Origin of the sequence: Rhizobium sophoriradicis (assembly GCF_003939025.1) — a bacterium.
Classification (GTDB): domain Bacteria; phylum Pseudomonadota; class Alphaproteobacteria; order Rhizobiales; family Rhizobiaceae; genus Rhizobium; species Rhizobium sophoriradicis.
Genome location: NZ_RQIH01000003.1, coordinates 185,926 through 210,054 on the forward strand (window position 1 = coordinate 185,926; position 24,129 = coordinate 210,054).

Below are 24,129 nucleotides of genomic sequence, written 5' to 3' on the forward strand. Positions count from 1 at the left end.
TTCAATGTATCGTCGGCGCCGCCGCTGTGCCGGTCAGCGAACGGTATTCCCAGGCCGCGACAATGATCAGCACCAGCGTCGCCAGGATGCCCAACAGATAGATCTCGATGAACGGCGCCACAAAGGCGAGCAGGATCACAATCACGAGACCGGCCAGATGCGACAGCGGCATTCGCCCGCTGGTCGCGCCCTTGAACCAGAGATTGCCGATCAGGAACAGGCCGGAACCGCCGAGCACCGCTGCGGCGATGCCGAGATCGCCCGTCTCATGCGGATGCGAGAACATGAACTCGACCGCGACCGCATGGACAATGATCCCGGCCAGGATCGGGATATGCCCATAGGTGAAGGCTTGCCGCGCCAAGGCTCCCGGCGTCGCCTCATGCTCGATACGGTGGGCGGCGCGCCCGTGGCCGAAGCGGAAATAGAGCCACCACATGGCGACCGTGCCGATGAAGCCGGTGACGAAGACGATGCTGGTCAGCCCCGAAACCGGCAGCTCCGAAAAGGTGCGGCCGGAAACGAGGATCGCCTCGCCGAGGCAGATGATAACGAAGAGCGCGCAGCGCTCGGCCATATGCGCGCCGGACACATCCCAGTCGCTCGGCCTCGACCGGCCGAGCCGAGGCACGGCAAAACCCGCGGCCGGCCCGATATATTCGATCGCAAGCGCGATCACCCAGGCGATCAGCCGAGCTTCATGCTCCAGCAATCCACCGGCAATCCAGAAGACGGCGGCTGCCACGAGCCAGGCGGTAATGCGGATGAAATTCAGCGTGTTGGCGCGGTCGACGCGCGTCATCGCATAAGTCGTAAAAAGCGAACGCCCGACCTGCATCGCTACATAGGCTCCGGCAAAAAGCAGCCCCTTGTCGCCGAAAGCTTCGGGAATGGAGGCTGACAGCACCAGCCCTAGCATCATCAGCACCACTAGCATGCCGCGCACCGGCATCTTGTCGGGATCGAGCCAGTTCGTCACCCAGGCGGTGAAGATCCACACCCACCAGACGGCAAAGGTCATCAGCGCCGCTTCGGCGGCACCGAGCGGCGTATAATGGGCGGCGAGCGCATGCGAAAGCTGCGAGATCGAAAAGACGAAGACCAGATCGAAGAACAGCTCGAGGAAGGTCACCTTGCTGCCGGCCGCACTCCCCTTAGCGCGCAGCCAGTTCTTTCCGTTCGCTTTCGCCATGTATCCCCCAATACCCATTGATTTCAGCGCGGCTTTTCCGCCGTGTCGCGGTTCATGCCCTTTTCCCTGAGCTCTTCCTCATAGACCGAAAACAGCTCCGCACCCCGTTCGCCGAGTTCGCGCAGATAGGTCCAGGTATAGATGCCGGTATCGTGCATGTCGTCGAAGCCGATCCTGACGGCATAATTGCCGGTCGGCGTCATCGAGATGATTGCCACGTTGCGTTTCCCCGGCACCGTCACCTTCTGGCCTGGCCCGTGGCCCTGCACCTCGGCCGATGGCGACAACACGCGCAAAAGCTCGGCCGACAGGTCGAAGCTGCGGCCGTCGTCGAAGGTTATTGCCAGCCGCTGCCGGTCTTTCGAAACACGAAGCTCGCTGGGCCAGGTATCGCTCATCTCTATCACCCTCTTTCCCCTGGAGAAGTAGGCGTTCGCCTTTTTCGTGGCAAGCGCAAATTAGCGTGTGCGAAATCCGTTTCCCTTGACGGCGCAATCACATATGCACAAATAGAAAGATATCGCTTGAAAACAGGCAGGCACACGGTCTGGCTCGTCAGATCCGGTTGCGGAGGAATAAGTGAATACGAGAATAGGAACGATAGGCGCCGCATCGCCGCTGGCTGCGGGCGCACACCCAATGATCGACCCTTTCGGCCGGGCAGTCACCTATCTCCGCGTCTCCGTCACTGACCGCTGCGATTTCCGCTGCACCTATTGCATGGCCGAGAACATGACCTTCCTGCCGAAGAAGGATCTGCTGACGCTCGAGGAACTCGATCGGCTCTGTTCCGCCTTCATCGCCAAGGGCGTGCGTAAGATTCGGCTGACCGGCGGCGAGCCTTTGGTGCGCAAGAACATCATGTATCTCGTGCGCCGGCTCGGCGAAAAGATCGGCTCCGGCCTCGATGAGCTGACGCTGACCACCAACGGCTCGCAGCTGTCGCGCCATGCCGAGGAGCTCTATGAATTCGGCGTGCGCCGCATCAATGTCTCGCTCGATACGCTCGACCCCGACAAATTCCGCAAGATCACCCGCTGGGGTGATTTTGCCAAGGTCATGGAGGGCATCGATGCGGCTCAGAAGGCCGGCATACAGATCAAGCTCAACGCCGTGGCGCTCAAGGAATTCAACGACGCCGAGATACCCGATCTCCTGCGCTTCGCCCATGGCCGCGGTATGGATCTGACGGTCATCGAAACCATGCCGATGGGCGAGATCGACGAGGACCGCACCGACCAGTACCTGCCGCTCTCCGAGCTCCGCGCCGATCTCGAAGGTCAGTTCACGCTCACCGATATCGACTACCAGACCGGCGGCCCGGCGCGTTACGTCAGGGTCACAGAGACCGGAGGCCGCCTCGGCTTCATCACGCCGATGACTCATAATTTCTGCGAGAGCTGCAACCGTGTGCGCCTCACCTGCACCGGCACGCTCTATATGTGCCTCGGCCAAAACGACGCCGCCGATCTGCGCGCCGCACTGCGCGCCACCGAAGACGACGCCCTCCTCCACACCGCCATCGACGAGGCCATCACCCGCAAACCGAAAGGCCACGATTTTATCATCGACCGCACGCATAACCGCCCGGCGGTGGCGCGGCACATGAGTGTCACTGGTGGGTGAGACGCGATCCCGCAAAGCGGGAGCGATCGATCCAGTGAATCGATCGCAGCGTCGAACGCCCTGAGCCCAGGCGAAGGGCCGGGCAACGGTGCGACTTGCCCTCTTCTCCCCAGCGGGGAGAAGATGCCCGTCAGGGCAGATGAGGGGGTGAGCGACGACAGGAGCGATGCGCTGAGCCCAAGCGAAGAGCAATAAATGGCCTGCCGCGTGCCCCCTCATCCGACCCTTCGGGCCACAAACCAGGGTCGAGCCACGTGTCTGAAATTGCCGCAGCATCGGCGCCAATCTATCCCCATCACCCGGGCTTACGCGCACAAATCGCAAACCGCTCCTGCACCATGCGCTCCAACCCACGCAAAAACGGCATCTTGCGCGCCTGTGCCCAGTGAATATCCCCGAGCTTGCGGTCGACGACGATGTCCACAAAGCCGGCCTTGCGCAGAAGATCGACGACCGCTTCGGCCGGCATCTCGTGCGAAAAATGCACGCGCGAGCGGATCTTCTGGTGCCGCGCCATCATCTCAGGCGACATATGGCTCGCCGCAGGCTTGCCTGATATCTTCGTCCAGAGCTTCTGCAGGCCCTTGACCCAGGTTTCCCGACCCATATTGCCGTCGAGGATCAGCACCTTGCCGCCCGGCTTCAACACCGCGAACCATTCCTTGAAAGCCGAAGCCGGATCGACCAGCGTCCAGACGAGATGCCGGTTGGTGATGACATCGTAGCTGTCGCGCGGCTCCATGGTGTTTTCGGCGTCGCCGGAAACGAAACGAATATCGGTGCCGCGCTTCTTCGCCTTGGCGCGCGCCTGCGCCAGCATCGCGTCCGACCAGTCGAGCCCGGTGACCTTGAAACCGACATCGTTCATCAGATGCGAGATGACGGCGGTGCCGCAGGCAAGATCGAGCGCCGCGCGGCCCTGCCCCTCGCCGAGATGCTTTCGGATCAGCCGCTGCCAGCCCTTCCGCTCGCCTTCCGAAAAGATTTCATGGCCGACGCTCTGGTCGAAGGTCGCCGCCCTCTCCGACCAGAAATCGCGAATTTCGTCGCGGATCGAGTAATTTGTATTCATCGAATTCATCTCAAGTGCCTCGGCATCGGATTAGTTTGGAAAAGCTCTAAAACATATAACTTGATTCATAAAGTCATATTTCTTATGCCTGCGGACATTATTCAGACCTCGGGGGAATTTCCAGATGAATTTCGTGAAAATGCTCGCAGTTTCCGCAGCTGCGATTGCCGGCTTGATGCCGCTTTCGGCCTGGGCGCAGTCCTTCACCATCAAGGATGTGGCAGGCCGTGAAGTGACCTTCGACAAGCCGGTCGAGCGTGTGATCCTTGGGGAAGGCCGCATGCTCTACGCCGTCGCGCCGATCGAGAAGGAAGATCCCTTCGCCAAGATCGTCGGCTGGCGTAACGACCTCTGGACCACAGACAAGGATGGCTTCAACGCCTATGTCGAGAAGTTTCCCAAGGGCAAGGATCTGCCCTTCCTCGGCAACCTGACCGACGGCACGCTGCAGACCGAAACGGTCGTCAAGCTTCATCCCGACGTGCTGCTGCTGCCGATCGGCAACAAGACGGCCGCCGACGAGGTGAAGCTCGAAGAGATGCTCGCCGGCATCGGCGTGAAGATCGTCTATATCGATTTCCGCGAGCACATTCTCGCCAACACCGAGCCGAGCCTGAAGATCCTCGGCAAGCTCTTCGGCCACGAGGACCGCGCCGAAGCCGTCGCCGCCTACTGGAAAGAGCAGATGGCGAGTGTCACCGACAAGCTGAAGGCCGCCAACCCGCCGAAGCCGAAGGTCTTCATGTACCGCGCAGCGGGGTTGGTGGAGTGCTGCGGCACCTTCGGGCCTGATAATTTCGGGCTGATGGTCGATTGGGCCGGCGGCCACAATCTCGGCTCCGACTTCCTTCCCGGCTATACCGGCTCCATCAATGCCGAACAGGTGGTAGCCTCCAATCCCGAGGTCATCGTCGTCACCGGCTCCAACTGGAGCCAGTCCAAGAATGCCAAGGATTATGTGAATGTCGGCCCAAGCGCTGCGTCTACCCTCGGCGACAGCCGCAAGGTGCTGAACACGCTGATGGAAAACCCGGCCTTCACCGGCTCCAAGGCAGTCGCCGGCGGCAATGTCCATGCGATCTGGCACCAGTTCTATACCAGCCCCTACCAGTTCGTCGCCGTCCAGCAGCTCGCCAAATGGTTCCATCCGAACCTCTTCGCCGATCTCGACCCGGACGCCACCTTCAAGGAGTTCCACGAGAAATTCCTACCGGTCGCTTATCAGCCGGGTTACTGGGTCGACGCCAAGGCGGGCCAGTAGTCCAAAATGGCCGAGGTCGCCGCCATATCGATCGAAGCTGAAGCCGGGAGGGAGCGCTACCGCGCCCTCACCCGGCGCAAGCTTTTGATCCTAGCCGCCATGACGGCAGCACTCTGCCTGTCCTTCGCCGTCGATCTCGCCTGGGGGCCGGCCCGCTACAGCCTCGGCGAGGTCATCACCGCCCTCTTCGATCCCTCCTCCGTTTCCGATCAGGTGCGGGCCGTCGTCTGGAACATCCGCATGCCGGTCGCCGTCATGGCGATCGTCGTCGGCGCGTCACTCTCCGTTGCCGGCGCCCAGATGCAGACGATCCTCGCCAATCCGCTCGCCAGCCCCTTCACGCTCGGCATCTCGGCCGCAGCAAGCTTCGGTGCGGCGCTCGCAATCGTCACCAGCGTTCCGCTGCTGCCGGTCGCTGCCGGCCTGCTCGTGCCGGTCAATGCCTTCGTCATGGCGCTGATCGCCACGCTCTTCATCCATTTCGTCTCGCAGGCCCGCGGCGTATCGGTGCAGACGGTCGTCCTCCTCGGCATCGCGCTGGTCTTCACCTTCAACGCGCTTCTCGCCTTCCTGCAATATCTCGCCTCCGAACAGGCGCTGTCGGCCGTCGTCTTCTGGACGATGGGCAGCCTCACCAAGGCGACATGGCCGAAGATCTGGGTGACACTTGCCGTCCTGCTGATCGCCCTGCCGCTCTTCGCCCGCAATGCCTGGGCGCTAACCGCGATCCGCCTCGGAGAGGACAAGGCCGCAAGCTTTGGCGTCAATGTCCGTCGCATTCGGCTGGAAACCATGCTTGTCGTCTCGTTGCTTGCCGCCGTGCCCGTCAGCTTCGTCGGCACCATCGGTTTCGTCGGCCTCGTTGGTCCCCATATCGCACGCATGATCCTTGGCGAGGATCAGCGCTTCTTCCTGCCGGGCTCGATCCTCTCCGGCGCGCTGCTGCTGTCGCTCACCTCGATCGTCTCGAAATCGATCATCCCCGGCGTCGTCTTCCCGATCGGCATCATCACCGCACTGGTCGGCGTGCCCTTCTTCTTCTCGCTCATCCTCTCGAACAGGAGCCGGTCATGGTAGCGCTTCAGTTACAGTCGGTCGGCGCCTATCACGGCCGCAAGCTCTTCGTCGAAGATGTCACGACGCCGGTGATGAAATCGGGCGAGATCGTCGCGGTCATCGGCCCGAACGCTGCCGGCAAGTCGACGCTTTTCAAGCGCATCACCGGCCTACTCAAGGGCCCGGGCGATGTCGTCGTCGAAGGCTCGAAGGCGAAAAACGCTATCAGCTACATGCCGCAGGATACCTCAGCCAATGCGGTGCTGACCGTCTACGAATCCATCCTGCTCGCCCGCAAACAAGGACAGTCTTGGGCCGTCGGCGACAGCGACCTGCGCTTCATCGACGAGATCATGAAGGCGCTCAATATATCAGCCATCGCCTTCCGCGATCTCGGGGCGCTGTCCGGTGGCCAGCGCCAGCTCGTCTCGATCGCGCAGGCGCTCGTCCGCGAACCCGAGATCATGCTGATGGACGAACCCACAAGCGCGCTCGATCTTCACCGCCAGATCGAGGTCCTCGATTTCATGCGCTGCCGCGCCCGCGCCAAAGGCATGCTCGTCCTCATCGCCATCCACGACCTCAACCAGGCGCTCCGCTTCGCCGACAAAGTCCTCGTCATCGCCAACGGCCGCATGCGCGCCTGCGGCGCCCCAAGGGACGTCGTCACCGCTGAGATGCTGCGGGAGATCTACAGGGTCGAAGCTAGGGTGGAGAAATGCTCGCTGGACCACGACCATGTCATCGTCGACGGGACGGCGCATTGAGGCTGGCAGGGCCAACGCGAAAGACAGCGCATCCTGAAGCCCACATGCATGAGAGCCTCAGCCTGAAGTGCCAACACCCGAGAACGCGTCAGCCTAAGATGCCAACGCCCAAGAGAGCCTCATCCTGAGGCGCGTAGCCCGTAGGGCGAAGCCTCGAAGGACCAGGCGGGCGCTCCCACCCAGGCGCAACCATCTTGAGTAAGCACATAGGCACGCTGCGGCAGCATCCTTCGAGCCTGCGGATCACACCTCAGGATGAGGACCCGTGGAGGATGCCGCTGCCCTTCAATCAATCAATCGCTGCGCGGTAAACTTGTCCGTAACCAGCATGTCGATGACCCCGACGCGGAGCGCACCTGCAATTGCGTCGGTCTTTTTGGCACCGCCGGCAAGGGCAATGACCCGGTCCACTCGCTCAAGATCCTCAAGTGGAAGCCCGATGACCCGATCATCCAGGGGCGTCTTGACCGGCTTGCCGTTCTTATCGAAGAAGCGAAGCGAGATATCGCCGACGGCACCCGCTTCCGCGAGATCAGAGAGTTCGCGCGAGGAAAAGATATTCCCTGATCGAGCGAGAAGTTCGGATGGTTCGACCGCTCCGATGCCGACGATCGCAAGCGTTATGCTGCCGAACAGGTCCATCGTCTCGCGGACGAACGGGTCGGCCTGCATCAGAAGTTTTGCTTCTCTTGATGTCGTCACGCCCTGCACCGGCAGCAATTTCGGCTCGGCGCCGGTCAGCCGTGCAAGCCGCGTCGTCAGCTGCGTCGCATGCGTCTGCACGGAAGGGTCACCCATGCCTCCAAGGGTCTGGACGACATACTTCGCCTGAGCGCTCTTCTGCGGATGAATGTTCTCGACCATCTTGAAGATGGTCTGGCTCCAACTCGAAACGCCGATGATCTCGCCGGGCGCAAGTGTCACCTCCAGGAGATGCGCCGCCGCCTCCCCGATACGAGCCATGATGGCTCCGTCCCGATCTTCCGTGCACTCCACGACGATTGCCTCCGGCAGATCGTATTTCTCGCGAAGCGCGCCCTCCAGCTCGCTATAGGTGCCGACGGGAGGGATCACGCTGGTTCGGACGATATCTTCAGCCTCGGCACGTTTGAGCATGCGCGATACCGTCGCCTGCGACAGGCGAAGGTGCTCTGCGATCTCCGCCTGTCGCCGCCCCTCGATGTGGTACATCTGGGCGACCCGTGAAATGAGGCGGAGTTCGTTGAGGCGAGTCATCACTGATCCCGGAGTGAATTTTTATTCACCTTTAACCTGTGTTTCGCGGGACGTCGAGCGGGCTAGCGCATCATTCCAAGTCGCCAGAAGGGCAGCTCGATCCACGGCTTGCGGCTCAATGGTTTGGGTGTTTCGCGGCAGCTCCGAGATGACATGCAGATCGCTCCATAAGCCGAGGGAGAGCCCCGCCAGATAAGCGGCGCCCAGGGCCGACGCTTCGGGCGCTTCGCATTGAATCACGGGATGTTCGATGAGATTCGAGACACACTGCATCAGGAAGCGGTTCTGGCTCGGTCCGCCGTCCACATAGAGCGCGCCGAGCTCACCGCCGCTCTGCGCCCGCATGGCCGCAATCACATCATGCACCTGGAAGGCGATGGAATCGGTTACCGACCGCGCCATTTGCGCACGTGATGTATTGAAGTTGATTTGGGAGAACAGAGCACGGGCGTCGGAATTCCAGTAAGGCGCACCGAGCCCCACGAACGCCGGCACAAAACCAGGCGCGCCCGGCGCAGCACTCGCCGCAAGTTCGACAAGGGCGGCTACATCCGCCAGGCCGAGAATGTCAGCCATCCAGGGAAGGCTGGCGGCGCAAACGAGGATATTGCCCTCGAAAGCGAAAGCCGGCTTTCCCGCGATCCGCCATGCGACGGTAGTCGTGATGCCGTTGCGCGGGGCTATGAATTGCGGCAACGTCGTCATGACCGAAGAGCCGGTTCCGAAGGTCACCTTGCCGTCGCCCGGCTTGAATGCGCCGTGACCGAACAGGGCAGCGTGGCTGTCTCCGATCGCGGCCTTTATCGGAGTGCCATCGGGCACTCCCGGCAATCCCTGCGTTCTGCCGAAATCGGCGGAACTGTCGAGCACCTCGGGCAGGAGCGCGATGTCGACGCCGAAGATCTCGCCAAGTTCCTCGCTCCATCTCTGTTCCCGGAGATCGAACAACTGGCTCCTGGCGGCATTGGATGCATCGCAGACATGCCGGCGCCCGCCCGTCAGGCAGTGAACCAGCCAACTGTCGATCGTTCCCAGCCGCACCGATCGCCCAGCCGGAATACGGTCGAGCAGCCATCTGAATTTCGAACCCGGGAACATCGGATCCAATGGCAGGCCGGTCAGCGCCTGCACACGATCGAGGCGGCCTTCGGCAATTAGACGTTCGCAATCCTGCGCCGTTCGACGGCACTGCCAGCTGACCACCGGTCCGAGCGCCTCTCCCGTTTCGGCGTCCCAGGCGGTAACGGACTCGCGCTGGTTGGAAATGGCGACCGCCTCGATGCTCGCAGCCGGGCTGGCCTTCAGGCAGGCGTCGATCGCTTCGCAGACCGATGCGTAGAGCCGGCGCGGGTCTTGTTCGACCCAGCCCTCCTTCGGATAGGAGATGCCGACAGGAGACGAACCTCTGCCGATGATGTCTCCCTTTTCGGAAACGAGAACTGCTTTTGAATTGGTCGTGCCCTGGTCGATTGCCAGAATTGCCCGCATTCTATCCTCCCGGATCAGGTGGCGGCCGGGCGACAAAAACCTCCGGCCGGTCACGCCATCCCAGTTTACTTACGCTTGATCAGCGACTGTGCGGCGTCGGCGATAGCCGACGGCGCCATCCCGTATTCGTCGAGCAGGAACTCTGCCGAACCGGTGGGGGCATAGACGCCGGGAACGCCGAGACGCTTCATCGGGACCGGAGCATTGTCAACCACCACTTCGGCGACCGCGGAACCGAGCCCGCCAAAGATCGAATGCTCTTCGGCCGTGACGATCGCTCCGGTCTCCTTCGCCGCGGCGATGATGGCCTCCTCGTCGATCGGACGAACCGTGGCGAGGTTGAGCACCCTGGCCTCGATGCCGCGGCCGGCGAGAATCTCGGCCGCCTTTACAATGCGATGGGTCAAGGTGCCGTTGGCAATCAGCGTGACGTCGGAGCCCTGGCGAAGGAGATTCGCCTTGCCGAGTTCGAACCTGTGCCCCTCCGGAAGAAGGTCGGGCACTCCGACCCGTGACAGACGCAGGAAACACGGCCCGCTATAGGTCGCCGCCCACGCAACGGCGGCAGCGGTTTCGATGCGGTCGCAGGGCGCGATGACGGGAAGATTGGGCAGGACGCGCGTCCAGGCGAAGTCTTCGATCGAATGATGCGTCGGACCGAGTTCGCCATAGGCCATTCCGGACGAAATGCCCACCAGCTTGACGTTGGCATTCGAGTAGGAAATGTCGGCCTTGATCTGCTCCAGCGACCGCCCCGTGAGAAACGGCGCCGCGCCGCACACGAAGGGCAGCCGTCCGCCATTGGCGAGGCCTGCTCCGACGCCGACCATGTTCTGCTCGGCGATGCCGACGTTGACGAGGCGTTCCGGAAACTTCGACTTGAAGCCGCCGAGCTTGGAGGAACCGACGGAGTCGTTGCAGACGGCAACGATCGTTTCGTTTTCGGCTGCCAGCCGCTCGAGCGTAGAGGCGAATGCGTCGCGGCAGTCGTGGAGCTTGGGTGGGTTTACTGGCGCGTTCATTACAGTGCCTCCGACAATTCTGCCAATGCGATTTCGTATTGTTCCTTGCTCGGCACCTTATGATGCCACTCGACCCGGTCCTGCATGAAGGATATTCCATGGCCCTTGTTGGTATGGGCGACGATGCAATGCGGTCTCGACCCCCGGTGTTCGAGGCCCGGAACGATCTCGCGCATATTGTTGCCGTCGATCTCGGTGACTTCCCAATCGAAGGCTTCGAGCTTCGGACGAAGTGGAGCGAGATCGTTGGTTTCGGCAAGTGCTGCGCCCTGCTGGAACCTGTTGTGATCGATGACCAGCGTCAAGTTGTCGAGCTTGAACTGGGCTGCCGCCATGATCGCTTCCCAGTTGGAACCCTCCTGCATCTCACCGTCGCCGGTGACGACATAGGTGTGATATCCAGCGCCCGAGAGTTTAGCGGCTTTCGCCATTCCGACTGCAACCGGAAGACCGTGGCCGAGCGGCCCTGTATTCGTTTCGACGCCGGGAACCTTGTTGCAGTTCGGATGCCCGTTCAGCCTCGAATGCGGCTGCAGGAAGGTGGAAATCTCCCCCTCCGGGATGAAGCCGCGTTTTGCGAGCGTCACATAGAGAGCGCAAGCCGTATGTCCCTTTGAAAGAACGAACCTGTCGCGGTCGGGATGTCTCGGCTGATCCGGCCAGACATTCAGCACACGAAAATAGAGCGCCGTCAAAATGTCGATGACCGACATCTCCCCGCCGATATGGCCGGCGCCCGCTTCAAAGACCGCCTGGAGATCGCGCAATCGGATCTCGCGGGCGATGCGCTCAAGTTCTGTCGTATCCATGGGTTCCTCTTCATGCATAAATATTCACTATTCAATATTTTTGCATAACGCGCCGATTAGTCAAGCCTCTAAGCGAGAAGCTGGCAGCGCCATGCCGGAACAAATCCTATTGACAGGGGAAAAGCAAGTTGTTAATGAATTTTCCAGCAACACTGAATAATTATTCTAGCTTGCACAAATATCGGATACAAGCCTAAGCATAGGGAGGAGCAATGGTGGCGCTCGATATCAATGAACAAAGGCTTTCGTCCGGCGCTTGGCTCGGCAAGCTCAAGGGAGCAACCGGTCCGCTCGTGGGATTGCTCGCGCTGTGCATCTTTCTGAGCTTCAGCACAGACACGTTTCTTTCGGTTCGAAACGGCCTCAATATCCTCGACCAGATCACCGTCCTCGGCATCATGGCGGTCGGAATGACGTTCGTCATCCTGATCGGCGGCATCGATCTCTCCGTCGGCTCCGCCCTCGCCCTGGCGATGATGGTCATGGGCTGGACCGCCAATGTCGCCGGCCTGCCGCTGCCCGTCGGCATCGCCTTCGCGCTGATCGCATCGGCGGCATCAGGCCTCATCGTCGGGCTTCTGGTGACGCAGTTCAGGGTTCCAGCCTTCATCGCTACGCTTGCGATGATGTCGGCGGCGCGCGGCGTTGCGAACATGATCACCGACGGCCAGCAGATCGTCGGCTTCCCCGACTGGTTCATGATGCTGGCGATCGATCGTCATTTCGGCGTCATGACTGCCACGGTCTTCCTCATGCTCGCGGTCGTTCTTGCGGCATGGCTCTTCCTGCACTTCCGGTCCGAAGGCCGCATGCTCTATGCGGTGGGCGGTAACCCCGAAGTCGCCCGTCTCGCCGGCATCAACGTCCCGCTGGTGACGATATCAGTCTATGTCGTGAGCGCCGTCCTCGCGGGACTTGCAGGCATCGTGCTCGCTGCCCGGCTGGATTCCGTCCAGCCGTCCAGCGGTCTCGGTTATGAACTGGACACGATCGCCGCGGTCGTCATCGGCGGAACGTCGCTCTCCGGCGGCGCCGGCGGCATCGGCGGAACGCTGATCGGCGTCCTGATCATCGGTGTGCTTCGCAACGGTCTCAACCTTCTCAACGTCTCGCCCTTCCTGCAGCAGGTGATCATCGGCATCGTCATCGTGCTCGCGGTCGGTGCAGAGACCATTCGTCGGCGTCGCGCCTGACGCGCATCGTCCGCCACGTTGGCGGACGCGGAATTCCGCCCCGAAAATTTTGGGGCGGATCAATACCCCGAGGGGGAGGACATACCCGAGGGTTCCATCAAACAACGGAGGAAATACAATGAAAATAGCGCGCACCATGTTCGCGTCCGCTGCACTACTCGGTCTCATGCTCGGTCCTGTGCACGCGGCGGAACTGAAGAAGCTCGGCCTGGCCGTTGCCAACCTTCAGGCAAACTTCTTCAACCAGATCAAGCAATCGGTCGAGGCCGAAGCCAAGAAGCGCGGCATCGAAGTCATCACGGTCGACGCCAAGGGCGACGGACCGACGCAGGTCAACCAGATCCAGGATCTTCTGACCCAGAAAATCGACGCGCTGATCTACATTCCGGCAGGTGCGGCAGCGGCGACCGTTCCGGTCAAGCTTGCAAAGAACGCCGGCATTCCTGTTGTCAACGTCGACCGCAACGCCGAGGGCGCGCCGGGCGATACTTTCCTTGCAACGGATTCCGTCGCATCGGCCAAGGCAGTGTGCGACTACATTCTGAAGGAAGCCGGCGGCAAGGGGAAGATGGTCATCATCCATGGCCAGAAGGGCACCACCCCGGAAGTCGATCGCTCGAAGGGCTGCGGTGAATCGCTCAAGGCCTATCCGGATGTGAAGGTTGTCGCCGAGCAATATTCGAACATCTGGAGCCAGGACGAAGGCTTCCAGATCATGCAGAATATGCTGCAGGCAAATCCCGACGTCTCGATCGTCTTCGCCCAGGCCGATGGTCTCGCGCTTGGCGCCGCTCAGGCGATCAAGGTCGCAAATCCCTCGCAGAAGATCGTGGTCGGCGGCTTCGACGGCGATACCGCGGCTCTCGAAGCCCTCAGCAAGGGCGTCTTCAACGTGACGGCGACGCAGCAGACGCAGAAAATGGGCCGCGATGCAGTCGAAAACGCCGCCAAGCTTGTCGCCGGTGAAAAGGTACCGCCGGTACAGCTGTTGGATGCCACGCTGACAACCAAGGAAAACGTCGCAGGCTTCATCGCCAACCATCCATAATGAAAACGAGGTCTTGAGGAGGTGTGCCGTGACTGATCCCGTTCTTTCCCTGAGGGGCATATCCAAGTGGTATGGGCCGCTCCAGGTGCTGAAGAATGTCAGCCTGGACGTCTACCCCGGTGAAGTGGTGGCACTTCTCGGCGAAAACGGAGCGGGCAAGTCGACGCTGTCAGGCATCATTGCCGGCTCACGCACACCCTCCGAGGGATCGATGACGTGGCTGGGGCAGCCTTATGCCCCGGCCACCCCACGCGAAGCGATCGACAAGGGCGTTGTCCTGATCCATCAGGAACTGCAGCTTCTGCCGCAGCTGTCGATCGCCGAAAACGTCTTCATCGGACGCTGGCCGATGAAGAACGGCGTCGTCGATCGAGCTCAGATGGTCCGCCGGGCCCAGGACCAGCTCGCTCGCTTGAACCTTCATATACCTGCCACACGGATGGTCGCCGGCCTTTCCACGGCAAATCAACAGCTCATCGAGATCGCCAAGGCGCTCGCTCTCAATGCCAAGCTCCTGATCCTCGATGAACCGACAGCCGCCCTTGGCGGCGCCGAGACGGAAGCTCTGTTCGAACAGGTTCGCAAGCTTCGCTCGGAAGGTGTCGGCATCGTCTACATCTCGCACCGCATGGAAGAGATCAAGCAGATCACCGACCGGATCGTCGTTCTTCGCGACGGGGAGCGGGTGCAGGAATTCTCAGACAGTGCCACCCCGGTGCGAACGATCGTCGAGAGCATGGTCGGACGCCCGCTTGATCGCCTGTTCCCTGCCCTGCCGGTTCCAACCGACCGCCCGGTCCTTGAGGTGTCCGGGCTGAGCTCGCCTGAGAACTCTTTCCGTGACGTTACCTTCGAGGTTCGGGCAGGCGAAATTCTCGGCATCGCCGGACTGGTCGGCGCCGGCCGCACCGAACTGGTGCGGGCGATTTCGGGAGCAGACCCGATCAGTGCGGGTTCGATCAAGCTGGAAGGCGAGGAACTCAGGCTGCGGGACCCGGCCGACGCGATCGCCAAAGGCATCGTGATGGTTCCGGAAGACCGCAAGGAGCAGGGCCTGATCGTCGGGCACCGGATCAGCGAGAACATTGTCTACGCCAACCTCGACAAATTGGGCGGTGGCTGGATTACGCCGCGCATCAAGCGCTCGTTTGCGGAAAAGGCTGTTGCGAAGTTCGGCGTCAAGGGCCGCGCCGAGCAATTCGCCTCTGACCTTTCCGGCGGCAACCAGCAGAAGGTGGTGATCGCGAAGTGGCTGTTGCGTGATCCCAAGGTCGTCGTGCTCGACGAACCGACGCGAGGCATCGACGTCGGCGCCCGCGCGGGCATCTACGACATCATCGTCAATCTTGCCAAACAGGGTGTGGCCGTCATCGTCGTAAGCTCGGACCTCGAGGAAGTTCTCGGAATTTCCAATCGCATTCTCGTGCTTGCCCAGGGCAAGCAGGCAGGCATCCTCGATCGTGACCAGGCAAATGACGTCTCAGTCATGGAATTAGCGACCATCTAAACAGACAGAGAAAGGAAGAGCGGTGTCCGACATCACTCTGAACGCCCCGAAACTTTTCGATCTTTGCGGCCAGGTTGCCATCGTCACCGGTGCCGGCAGCGGCATCGGGCAGCGCATTGCCATTGGACTTGCGCAATGCGGCGCTGATGTGGCGCTGCTCGACCGTCGAACCGACGACGGACTGGCCAAGACTGCTGAACATATTCGCGCCGCCGGTCGCCGTTCGATCGAGATCGCGGCCGATGTCATAAACAAATCCTCGCTTGCCGATGCCGTCGCACGAACCGAGGCGGATCTCGGCTCCCTGACGCTGGCCGTCAACGCTGCAGGCATCGCCAATGCGAACGCGGCGGAAGATATGGAGGAGGATCAATACCAGACGTTGATGGATATCAACCTGAAGGGCATATTCCTTTCCTGCCAGGCCGAGGCCCGCGCCATGCTGAAGAATGGGCGCGGCTCCATCGTCAACATCGCCTCCATGTCGGGCGTCATCGTCAACCGGGGCCTCAGCCAAGCGCATTACAACGCCTCCAAGGCCGGTGTCATCCATATGTCGAAGTCGATGGCGATGGAATGGGTCGACCGCGGCATTCGCGTCAACACCATCTCGCCGGGATATACGGCAACGCCGATGAATACCCGTCCGGAGATGGTTCATCAGACCAAGCTCTTCGAAGAGCAGACACCGATGCAGCGCATGGCTGATGTCGACGAGATGGTCGGTCCGGCCGTGTTCCTGCTGTCGAACGCAGCAAGTTTCGTGACGGGCGTCGATCTTCTCGTCGATGGCGGTTTCTGCTGCTGGTGATGCGGATGTGAAAGCTTGCTGCCGGCAACCGGCACCTGAAACGATCTCGCTTCCTCCTTGGCTGAGATCGAGGCGCTGAAGGGACCAACGGGCAAGACGGCGCGATATCGTCGTCCGCCCGCCCTTCCCGCCGATAAAGGAGCTGAGGCTACGGCGCCGCCATTGGCGCTCAAGACCGCGCGCATCCGTTGAACGGATTGCCGTCGCCGAGGGATATTTGAAAGGAAAGAGGATGAAACGCTTCGAAAACAAGACTGTCGTTATCACAGGGGCCAGCCGCGGCATCGGCGCGGCCATCGCCAAGCGCTTTGCGCGCGAAGGCGCCAATCTCGTCGTCTCGGCGAACGAGGATCTGGTCCACGGCGTTGCCGAAGCGATAAGGGCCAAAGGCGGCAAGGCGATCTCCTTCATCGGCGATGTCACCGACAAGGCGAGCGTCCAGGCGCTCTACGATGCCGCCGAGGGTGAGTTCGGCGCGGTTGACGTCTCGATCCAGAATGCCGGCGTCATCACCATCGCCCGCATCGAGAACATGACCGAAAACGAGTGGGACAAGGTCATGGCCGTCAACACCAAGGGCGTCTTCCTCTGCGCCCAGGAGGCCATTGCCAGAATGCGCAAGCACAAGCGCGGCGGCCGCATCATCAACACCGCCTCCGGTCAGGCCCGCGACGGCTTCATCTACACGCCGCACTACGCCGCCTCGAAAATGGGCGTCGTCGGCATCACCCAGAGCCTCGCCAAGGAAGTCGCGACCGACAACATCACCGTCAACGCCTTCTGCCCCGGCATCATCGAAACCGACATGTGGGCTTATAACGACCAGGCCTGGGGCAAGCTCCTCGGCAACTACGCCCCCGGCGAACTGATGAAGGAATGGGTCGAAGGCATTCCGATGAAGCGTGCCGGAACCGGCGAAGATGTCGCCGGCCTGGTCACCTTCCTCGCCAGCGACGACGCCGCCTACATCACCGGCCAGACGATCAATGTCGACGGTGGGTTGATTATGTCCTGAGCCCAGGGACGGTGGCCGACCTCGTCCTTCGAGGCCCCATTCGGGGCACCTCAGGATGAGGTCGGAGAGAGGCCTGTAGCGCTTGTCGCACCAAAAGCCGCAGCCGCATGGCACCACAATCAGCCCTCATCCTGAGGCGTGCAGGCCGCGGGCCGGAGCCTCGAAGGACGAGGGCGGGTGGCTCGACCTGCAACAGGCCGATCCCACCCTCGCCCACCCTACGTCCGGCTGATCGAAACCCCGCCATCGGCGAGCATCGCCGTGCCTGTCACGAAGCTCGCCATATCGGACGCCAGGAACAATGCGGCATTGGCGATCTCCTCAGGCTGGGCCATACGTTTCAGCGCATGCAGCCCCTCCACAAAAGCCAGGACTTCCGACGTCGCGTCGGGCGCATTGGTAATGCTGGCCGGCGTATCGGTGCCGCCGGGAAGCAGGGCGTTGACGCGGATGTTCTGCCGTCCGAGTTCGGCGGCGAGCACCTGCACGAAACCTATTAGCCCGGCCTTGCTCGCCGCATAGGCAGCCATGCCAGGCATGCCGGCAGTGTGGCCGACGAAGGTTGAGGTGAAGATCAATGATCCACCTTTTCCCATCGCCGCCGACTGGTGTTTGGCGCCGAGGAAGGCGGCGGTGAGGTTGGTCTCGAGCGTCTCGCGCCAGCTCTCCGGCGACAGCTCCGCCACTGGTCCCATCTCCCCGACGCCGCCGGCATTGTTGAACGCGATATCGAGCTTGCCGAAACGCGAAACCGCCGTATCTACGAGCCTTGCCTGCAACGCCTCGTCCTTGACATCGCCCGATATGGCGACGGCCTGCCCGCCCCCCGCCTCGATTTCGCCGACGACGGCATCGAGCGCCTCCTGTCGCCGTCCCGTGACCACGAGCTTCGCACCCTCTCGCGCAAAGAGTTTCGCCGCCGCGCGGCCGATGCCGGAGCTCGCGCCTGTGATGATTGTGACCTTGTCGTTCAGAAGTGTCATGTCCGTATCTCCTCAGTTGTCGAGGCATCCCAAATCTCAAACATCAGGCGATGCAGCCACCCGTTTCCCGCGCCCACAAACGAAAACCGCCGGCAATCGATGTTCTCGGTCGGCGATCAGCTCGATCGCCGATGGAGGACGGAAGCATCGATACGCATTGGAAGTACCGGAATTCACATTGCAAACCTTCACTTGCCGCGGTTTTCAATCATTCACTTGCCGCAACGTCGGCACCATTGTGCGCTGCATCAACGATTTATCCGCGGTGTGGCATTCATTCGATTCCCTTGATGTATCTTCCCGACTAAGAAGGGGCGCACAGGTAATGGGAATCTCTTCATGCCGCGGTCACGCAATACTGAGGGCGCCATCTATATGAGCTTGGCGATGGCCGGCTTTTCCGCGAGCGACGCTCTCTCCAAATCGGTGATCGCCTCTATGAATGCCGGCGAGATCATGTTCCTGCGCGGCCTGTTCACCAGCGTGCTCGTCTATCTGATCGCCTGGAAAATGGGCGCGCTGCGCTCTTGGCGCATTGTGCTGCAGCCGATGATCATCTTCAGGATCATCTGCGAGATGCTGTCGGCGGTCACCTATATCACCGCGCTCGGCATGATGCCGATCGCCAATGCCTCGGCGATCCTGCAGTCGCTGCCGCTGGTCGTCACCTTCGGTGCCGCGCTGTTCTTCAACGAGCCGGTCGGCTGGCGGCGCTGGTTGGCGATCCTGGTCGGCCTCGTCGGGGTGATGATCATCATCCGTCCCGGCCCCGAAGGCTTCACTGCCGCCGCCCTCCTCTGCGTCAGCGCGGTGCTGACGACGGCCAGCCGCGATCTCGCCACCCGCTCGATCGATCCGGAGATTCCCTCGCTGATGATCACGGTCATCACCGCCATCTCCGCCTCCTTCTTCGGCGCTTTGCTCATCCCGATGCTCGGCGGCTGGCAACCGGTCAGCGCGACGTCGCTAGGGCATCTGCTGCTCGCCTCAGTGCTGGTGCTCGTCGGCTACCAGTCGGTCATTCTCGCCATGCGCACTGGCGAAATCTCCTTCGTCGCGCCCTTCCGCTATACCAGCCTGATCTTTTCCTCGCTGCTCGGCTTTTTCTTCTTCGCCGAAGTGCCCGACAGCTGGACGCTCCTGGGCGCTGCAATCGTCATCGCCTCCGGCCTCTATACGTTCTATCGTGAAGCCAAGCGCCGTGTGCCGCCGATCGCTCAGGAATCCGCGCCGCGCTCACCGGTTTGAGGCAGGATTGATGACGGAGTTCTCGCTCGACAGATCCGAAATAGCAGGCGTCGTGCTGGCCGGCGGCCGCTCACAGCGCATGGGCCGCGACAAGGCAAACGTGATTCTCGGGGCCGAAAGCCTGCTGCACCATGTCCTGAGCCGCCTCTCGCAACAGGTCGCCGCCGTCGCCGTCAATGCCGATGCCGCTGCAGAAGATGTGCCCGTCGTGCCCGACCGTCTTCCCGGCAAGGCCGGGCCATTGGCCGGCATTCACGCGGCCATGCTCTATGCCGCCGGCCTTCCCGGGATCACCCATGTCGTCACCGTCTCGGTGGATTGCCCGTTCTTCCCCGCCGACCTCGTCGCCCGGCTGGCAGCAGCGCTCGACCGCCCGTCGCAGATCGCCATCGCGGCCTCCGAAGGCCGCAGCCATCCCGTTTTCGGGCTCTGGCCGGTGACGCTCGCCGCCGATCTCGAAGCCTGGATCGCCAACGACGAGAAACGCCGCGTGCGCGACTTCCTGTTGCGGCATGACGTTACGGAAGTCGCGTTTCCGCTTCATCCGACCCGCGCCAGCCTTCTCGATCCCTTCTTCAACATCAACACGCCGGACGATCTTGTCGAGGCGCAACGCTGGCTGGAGGCCCTTCGCGCATGACCGCACCCAAAATCTTCGGCATCGCCGGCTGGAAGAACTCGGGCAAGACCGGCCTCGCCGTCCGGCTGGTGACGGAGTTTACGCGCCGCGGCTACAGGATCTCGACGATCAAGCATGCCCATCATGATTTCGATATCGACAAGGTCGGCGCCGACAGCTACCGCCACCGCCAGGCCGGCGCCCACGAGGTTACCATCGTTTCCGGCACGCGTTACGCGATCATGCATGAGCTACGCGGCGCGCCCGAACCCGAGTTCGAGGAAATCCTCGCCCGTCTCGCCCCCTGCGATCTCGTTCTGATCGAAGGCTATAAGCGCGAGCCGATCCCGAAGATCGAAGCCCGCCGCCTGGAAGCCGCAAACCGTACGCCGCTCGCGCCTGACGATCCTCACATCGCGGCGATTGCTGCCGATCATCCCGTCACCGATACGGCCCTGCCTGTCTTCAACCTCGACGACACCGCCGCTATTGCCGATTTCATCGCTGAGATTGTCGGTCTTGAGGCCGGCGTTAGCTAGCTCGCTGATTTGAGGGGCATGTCCGTGTCGCTTGCCATCGCCTTGTGAATTTCCCTTGCGAGCTGATCCTGGTTGTACGGCTTTCCCAATCTTGGAAGGTCGACCTCGGCGCCGGCAGGAAGATCGGCATAACCCGTTGCCAGCACGATCGGCAGTGTCGGCCGAATGGTCCGCACCGCCTGGGCAAGCTGCGCGCCGGTCATGCCCGGCATCGAATAGTCAGTAATCATCACGTCGAAATGTCCGCCGGTCCTGATCAGCTCCAGCGCCTGCGAGCCGGAATTTGCTTCGACGACTTCATGGCCGAGATCTTCAAGCATCTCGACCGAACTCATGGCAATTAAGGTATCATCGTCGACTAGCAGGATTTTTAGCTTCGATGCGGTTTGCGGGAGAGGCAAATCGGTTTCAGCCGGCTGCTCAGGGCGCCGCTCGGTTGCGGGAAGCCATAATTCGGCAGTCGTTCCCACGCCGAGCTTGCTCGTCAGGCGCAGCGCGCCATTGAGCTGGACGGCAAGGCCGTGAATCATTGACAGCCCAAGGCCAGTGCCCTTTCCGAGCTCCTTGGTCGAGAAGAAGGGATCGACGGCCTTCTTCAGCGTCTCCGCGTCCATCCCGCTGCCGTTGTCGGTCACGCTGAGGACGAGATAGGTCCCCCCGTCGAGGTCGCCGGCGTCACCTACGACTTGCTCTTCGCGCAGCGAGATCGACAGCACGCCTCCATCCGGCATCGCATCGCGCGCATTGACGGCAAGGTTGAGCAGCGCCAGTTCGACCTGGTTGGCATCGACCAGTGCCGGCTGCAGCCCCGGCAGCAGCCGGGTTTCGATGCTGACTGACGATCCCACCGAGCGACGCAAGAGGTCGTTCATTCCGGATACCAGTTCGGCCAGATCGACCGGCTTTACCTGAAGATCCTGCCGTCTGGCGAAAGCCAGCAGACGCTGTGTTAGGGCCGCCCCGCGGCGAGCGCCCTGAAGGGCGCCTTCGACCAGCCGCGACGCTTTCCGATCTCCCGTTACATGCTTACCGAGCAGTTCGAGATTACCGAGAACGACCATCAGCAAATTGTTGAAATCATGCGCGACGCCGCCGGTCAGTTGGCCGATCGCTTCCATTTTCTGCGAATGGCGAAGCTGCTCCTGGGCCTGTTCTCTCTGAGCTACCTCCTCGAGCAAGCTCCGATGGGCAGCATGCACCTCGTCGGTCCGTTCCCTCACCCGCTCTTCGAGGCTCTCATTCAGTCGTCTGAGGTTCTCCTCGGTGGTCTTGCGGGCCGTGGCATCGGAGGAAACGCCGACGAGTTTCTTCGCCGAGCCATATCTGTCGGCATAAAGCTGCGCATGCACCTCCACCCAATGCAGCGATCCATCAGGCCAGATCGTTCTGTGTTCGACCGAATAATCGCGTCCTGTTTCGATCGTCCAATCTAGGTTTGTCTGAACGAGCTCTCGATCATCGGGATGGATGCTCGCAATCAAATCGGGATAAGTGAATTCCTCGTTCGGACCTCGGCCGAAGATCGCCTTGCAGGTATCGGAGGCCGATAATCTCATTGAGAATAGTTCGAGTTCCCATGCACCGAGGCGGCCGGCAGCAAGCGCGCCCTGCAGCCGCCGCTCTCCCTCGCTGAGAGCCTCAAGATGGGCGCGCGCCTGGTACTGTCGCAGCCGTCCCCTCAACGCTGTCCTGGCAATACTGATGAATGATGTGGCGTGAAAAGGTCTCTCCAGGAAGGTAACATTGGCAAGGACCTCGGAAAGCCTGGCAGCAGCTGGATTTCGCTCCGGCCCGCCGCCCCGCGTGGTGAGCACGATGAACGGCAGATCAGACCAGCTCGGCTGCGCCGAAATCCAGGCAGCGATCGGCTTCAGATCACTTGAGCGAACAGCCTCCTCCGTCAGGATGCCGAAGGCGACATCGTCATCAAGCAACGCCGCGAACATCGGAAGGTCCTGAGCAGTAACCGCTGTTGCGCCGGCTTCGTTCACCAGGGATGCCGCCACCAGAGCATCGCGTCCGGTCGGTGCGTAGATCAGCGCCTTTGGTTGACCGGAATTAGGAATTGCCGCCATCCCCGCTATCGCGCGACATAAGCGACGCGGTGTCTGAAACAAATTCCGGAACGCCGCGCAGCACTCCCTGAAATCCGACAAGCGGTCCTCCGAATGTCAGGCCCGCCGCGCCGATGCGATATTCCCGGATTGTATCTTCGTGGAATCCGGTCCTCTTCTTGATCACCGATACTGCGCGTCGTACCCTTCCCGCCGCCTCGAAATAGCGCAGCAGAATGACGGTATCGGCAAGATAGGTGACGTCGACCGGCGCCTTCATGTCACCGACCAACCCGTGTTGGGCGACGGTGAGGAAGGTGTTTGCGCCTTGTCTGTTCAAATATTGCAGTAGCTCATGCATGTGGAGGATCAACGCATTCTCATCCGGCATCGAAGCCTGATATCCGTTGATGCTGTCGATGATGACGGTTTTGGCGCCTGACTTGTCGACGCAGTCCCGCACACGATGCGCAAATTCGCCGGGTGACAATTCGGCGGCATCCACTTGCTCGATATGAACAAGGCCAGCGTCCCTCATCGCTTCCAGATCGATTCCAAGCAGCTTCAGCCGCCCGAAAAGCAAGCCAAGCTCTTCATCGAAAATGAAGGCCGCCGCCTTCTCTCCCCGCCCGATCGCTGCGGCAAGGAATTGAAACGAAAAAGTGCTTTTCCCGGTCCCGGCCGGCCCGAGAATGAGCGTACTGGAGCCCCTCTCGAGTCCGCCGCCCAACAGAAGGTCCAGTTCCGCAATATCGCTCGAAACATCGTCACGGGCGTAACTCGTCCTGTGCTCTGATGCAATGAGGCGGGGGAATACGACGACGCCGCCGGTTTGAATGGTGAAATCGTGATAACCACCGCGGAAGGCTTGGCCGCGATATTTTATGACCCTCAGGCGTCGCCGTTCGGAGCCGTAGCCGGGCGCCAGTTCCTCGAGATGGATGACCCCATGTACGACGCTGTGAACCGTCTTGTCGAGGACGTCGGACGTCAGGTCGTCGAGCAGAAGCACGGTCGCCCCCTGCCGGGCGAAGTAATGTTTGAGCGCAAGGATCTGCCGGCGGTAGCGCAGCGAGCTTTGCGCCAGCAGCCTTATCTCCGACAGGCTGTCAAGAACGACACGGCTTGGCCGAACCCTCTCGAACGCGGCGAAAATTTCCTTGGTCGTCTCCCCGAGCTCAAGGTCTGACGAATAAAGCAAGCTCTGCTGCTGGTCGGAATCCAGCAGACTTTCCGGCGGCACGACCTCAAAGACTTCGATATTGCCATCGATGATCATGCCGTGCGACGCGGCTCCAGCTCGCAATTCGCTCTCGGTTTCCGAGAGCGTGATGTAGAGCCCGCGCTCGCCAAGCCGCGCGCCTTCGATCAGAAACTGCAGTGCAATAGTGGTCTTTCCAGCCCCTGGATTTCCCTCGAGTAGAAACACGTGGCCGGCGGAAAGGCCCCCTGCCAGAATTGTGTCCAAACCGGACACTCCGGTCCGAGCTTTCGCGGCAGGAATAGCAGTATTCATTCATTGTTTCCTTCATTTTCACTTTGAACTAGTGGTGAAGGATGGAATGTCAAACGGCAGGCGCGCT

The 24,129-nt window shown here is 61.4% G+C and carries 22 protein-coding genes; 12 read left to right on the top strand and 10 right to left on the bottom strand.

Annotation, left to right across the window (positions count from 1 at the left end):
* Nucleotide 1: 1 nt before the first annotated feature.
* Complete coding sequence (locus tag EFR00_RS05505; RefSeq protein ID WP_077989268.1) at nt 2-1,192, bottom strand: low temperature requirement protein A; 1,191 nt, start codon at nt 1,190-1,192, stop codon at nt 2-4.
* A gap of 23 nt (nt 1,193-1,215) precedes the next feature.
* The gene (locus EFR00_RS05510; RefSeq protein WP_039620100.1) at nt 1,216-1,590 is read right to left on the bottom strand and encodes a gamma-butyrobetaine hydroxylase family protein; all 375 of its coding nucleotides are present in this window, start codon (nt 1,588-1,590) and stop codon (nt 1,216-1,218) included.
* A gap of 181 nt (nt 1,591-1,771) precedes the next feature.
* On the opposite strand from EFR00_RS05510, the gene moaA reads away from it, so the two are divergent.
* Entirely contained in the window at nt 1,772-2,818 is a 1,047-nt protein-coding gene (moaA, locus tag EFR00_RS05515; protein WP_077989269.1) for a GTP 3',8-cyclase MoaA, read from the top strand.
* Between the two features lie 295 nt (nt 2,819-3,113).
* Here moaA and EFR00_RS05520 read toward each other — a convergent pair whose 3' ends face one another.
* Nucleotides 3,114-3,899, bottom strand: coding sequence for a class I SAM-dependent methyltransferase (locus EFR00_RS05520; protein WP_039620103.1), 786 nt, complete (start codon nt 3,897-3,899; stop codon nt 3,114-3,116).
* 115 nt (nt 3,900-4,014) lie between these two features.
* Here EFR00_RS05520 and EFR00_RS05525 point away from each other — a divergent pair, with 115 nt between their 5' ends.
* From EFR00_RS05525 to EFR00_RS05535, 3 genes are read left to right on the top strand one after another with little or no spacing between them, the layout of a single operon-like run.
* The gene (locus EFR00_RS05525; RefSeq protein ID WP_009996930.1) at nt 4,015-5,151 is read left to right on the top strand and encodes an ABC transporter substrate-binding protein; all 1,137 of its coding nucleotides are present in this window, start codon (nt 4,015-4,017) and stop codon (nt 5,149-5,151) included.
* A 6-nt stretch (nt 5,152-5,157) separates the two neighbouring features.
* A complete protein-coding gene (locus EFR00_RS05530) occupies nt 5,158-6,228 on the top strand; it encodes a FecCD family ABC transporter permease (protein WP_009996929.1) in 1,071 nt (356 codons plus the stop codon).
* On the top strand, nt 6,222-6,974 hold the full coding sequence (locus EFR00_RS05535) for an ABC transporter ATP-binding protein (protein WP_009996928.1): 753 nt from the start codon (nt 6,222-6,224) through the stop codon (nt 6,972-6,974). Before EFR00_RS05530 ends, EFR00_RS05535 begins: the two co-directional genes overlap by 7 nt.
* Nucleotides 6,975-7,259: 285 nt before the next feature.
* Here the strand turns inward: EFR00_RS05535 and EFR00_RS05540 are convergent, their stop codons facing one another.
* The 4 genes from EFR00_RS05540 to EFR00_RS05555 all read right to left on the bottom strand — a co-directional run bounded on the left by EFR00_RS05540 (nt 7,260) and on the right by EFR00_RS05555 (nt 11,529).
* Complete coding sequence (locus EFR00_RS05540; protein ID WP_009996926.1) at nt 7,260-8,210, bottom strand: sugar-binding transcriptional regulator; 951 nt, start codon at nt 8,208-8,210, stop codon at nt 7,260-7,262.
* 21 nt (nt 8,211-8,231) lie between these two features.
* Nucleotides 8,232-9,698: an FGGY family carbohydrate kinase gene (locus EFR00_RS05545; protein WP_077989270.1), complete on the bottom strand. Its 1,467-nt coding sequence runs from the start codon at nt 9,696-9,698 to the stop codon at nt 8,232-8,234.
* 65 nt (nt 9,699-9,763) lie between these two features.
* Nucleotides 9,764-10,720, bottom strand: coding sequence for a transketolase family protein (locus tag EFR00_RS05550; RefSeq protein WP_077989271.1), 957 nt, complete (start codon nt 10,718-10,720; stop codon nt 9,764-9,766).
* Nucleotides 10,720-11,529 carry a transketolase gene (locus tag EFR00_RS05555; RefSeq protein ID WP_077989272.1) on the bottom strand — a complete coding sequence of 270 codons (810 nt, stop codon included), beginning with the start codon at nt 11,527-11,529 and terminating at the stop codon, nt 10,720-10,722. Before EFR00_RS05555 ends, EFR00_RS05550 begins: the two co-directional genes overlap by 1 nt.
* A 212-nt stretch (nt 11,530-11,741) precedes the next feature.
* On the opposite strand from EFR00_RS05555, the gene EFR00_RS05560 reads away from it, so the two are divergent.
* The 5 genes from EFR00_RS05560 (at nt 11,742) to EFR00_RS05580 (ending at nt 17,103) form a co-directional block, all read left to right on the top strand.
* Nucleotides 11,742-12,722, top strand: a complete 981-nt coding sequence (locus EFR00_RS05560; RefSeq protein WP_077989273.1) for an ABC transporter permease — start codon at nt 11,742-11,744, stop codon at nt 12,720-12,722.
* 118 nt (nt 12,723-12,840) lie between these two features.
* On the top strand, nt 12,841-13,770 hold the full coding sequence (locus EFR00_RS05565; RefSeq protein WP_077989274.1) for a sugar ABC transporter substrate-binding protein: 930 nt from the start codon (nt 12,841-12,843) through the stop codon (nt 13,768-13,770).
* Nucleotides 13,771-13,798: 28 nt separating this feature from the next.
* A complete protein-coding gene (locus tag EFR00_RS05570) occupies nt 13,799-15,277 on the top strand; it encodes a sugar ABC transporter ATP-binding protein (protein WP_077989275.1) in 1,479 nt (492 codons plus the stop codon).
* Nucleotides 15,278-15,299: 22 nt separating this feature from the next.
* Nucleotides 15,300-16,088, top strand: coding sequence for an SDR family oxidoreductase (locus EFR00_RS05575; protein ID WP_077989276.1), 789 nt, complete (start codon nt 15,300-15,302; stop codon nt 16,086-16,088).
* Between the two features lie 232 nt (nt 16,089-16,320).
* Nucleotides 16,321-17,103 (top strand): glucose 1-dehydrogenase, encoded by a 783-nt coding sequence (locus EFR00_RS05580; RefSeq protein ID WP_077989277.1) that lies wholly within the window; start codon nt 16,321-16,323, stop codon nt 17,101-17,103.
* Between the two features lie 218 nt (nt 17,104-17,321).
* Here EFR00_RS05580 and EFR00_RS05585 read toward each other — a convergent pair whose 3' ends face one another.
* Nucleotides 17,322-18,086: an SDR family oxidoreductase gene (locus EFR00_RS05585; RefSeq protein ID WP_077989278.1), complete on the bottom strand. Its 765-nt coding sequence runs from the start codon at nt 18,084-18,086 to the stop codon at nt 17,322-17,324.
* Nucleotides 18,087-18,425: 339 nt separating this feature from the next.
* Between EFR00_RS05585 and EFR00_RS05590 the strand changes: the two genes are divergently transcribed.
* The 3 genes from EFR00_RS05590 to mobB are packed head-to-tail and all read left to right on the top strand — an operon-like array spanning nt 18,426 to nt 20,492.
* A complete protein-coding gene (locus EFR00_RS05590; RefSeq protein ID WP_009989158.1) occupies nt 18,426-19,334 on the top strand; it encodes a DMT family transporter in 909 nt (302 codons plus the stop codon).
* 10 nt (nt 19,335-19,344) lie between these two features.
* Nucleotides 19,345-19,974: a molybdenum cofactor guanylyltransferase MobA gene (gene mobA / locus EFR00_RS05595; protein WP_077989279.1), complete on the top strand. Its 630-nt coding sequence runs from the start codon at nt 19,345-19,347 to the stop codon at nt 19,972-19,974.
* On the top strand, nt 19,971-20,492 hold the full coding sequence (mobB, locus tag EFR00_RS05600; protein ID WP_038689372.1) for a molybdopterin-guanine dinucleotide biosynthesis protein B: 522 nt from the start codon (nt 19,971-19,973) through the stop codon (nt 20,490-20,492). The genes mobA and mobB overlap by 4 nt, the downstream gene beginning before the upstream one ends.
* Here the strand turns inward: mobB and EFR00_RS05605 are convergent.
* Both EFR00_RS05605 and EFR00_RS05610 read right to left on the bottom strand, forming a co-directional pair.
* Nucleotides 20,489-22,567: a PAS domain-containing hybrid sensor histidine kinase/response regulator gene (locus EFR00_RS05605; RefSeq protein WP_077989280.1), complete on the bottom strand. Its 2,079-nt coding sequence runs from the start codon at nt 22,565-22,567 to the stop codon at nt 20,489-20,491. The genes mobB and EFR00_RS05605 overlap by 4 nt on opposite strands.
* Complete coding sequence (locus tag EFR00_RS05610) at nt 22,551-24,062, bottom strand: ATPase domain-containing protein (protein ID WP_077989281.1); 1,512 nt, start codon at nt 24,060-24,062, stop codon at nt 22,551-22,553. Before EFR00_RS05610 ends, EFR00_RS05605 begins: the two co-directional genes overlap by 17 nt.
* Nucleotides 24,063-24,129: the final 67 nt, after the last annotated feature.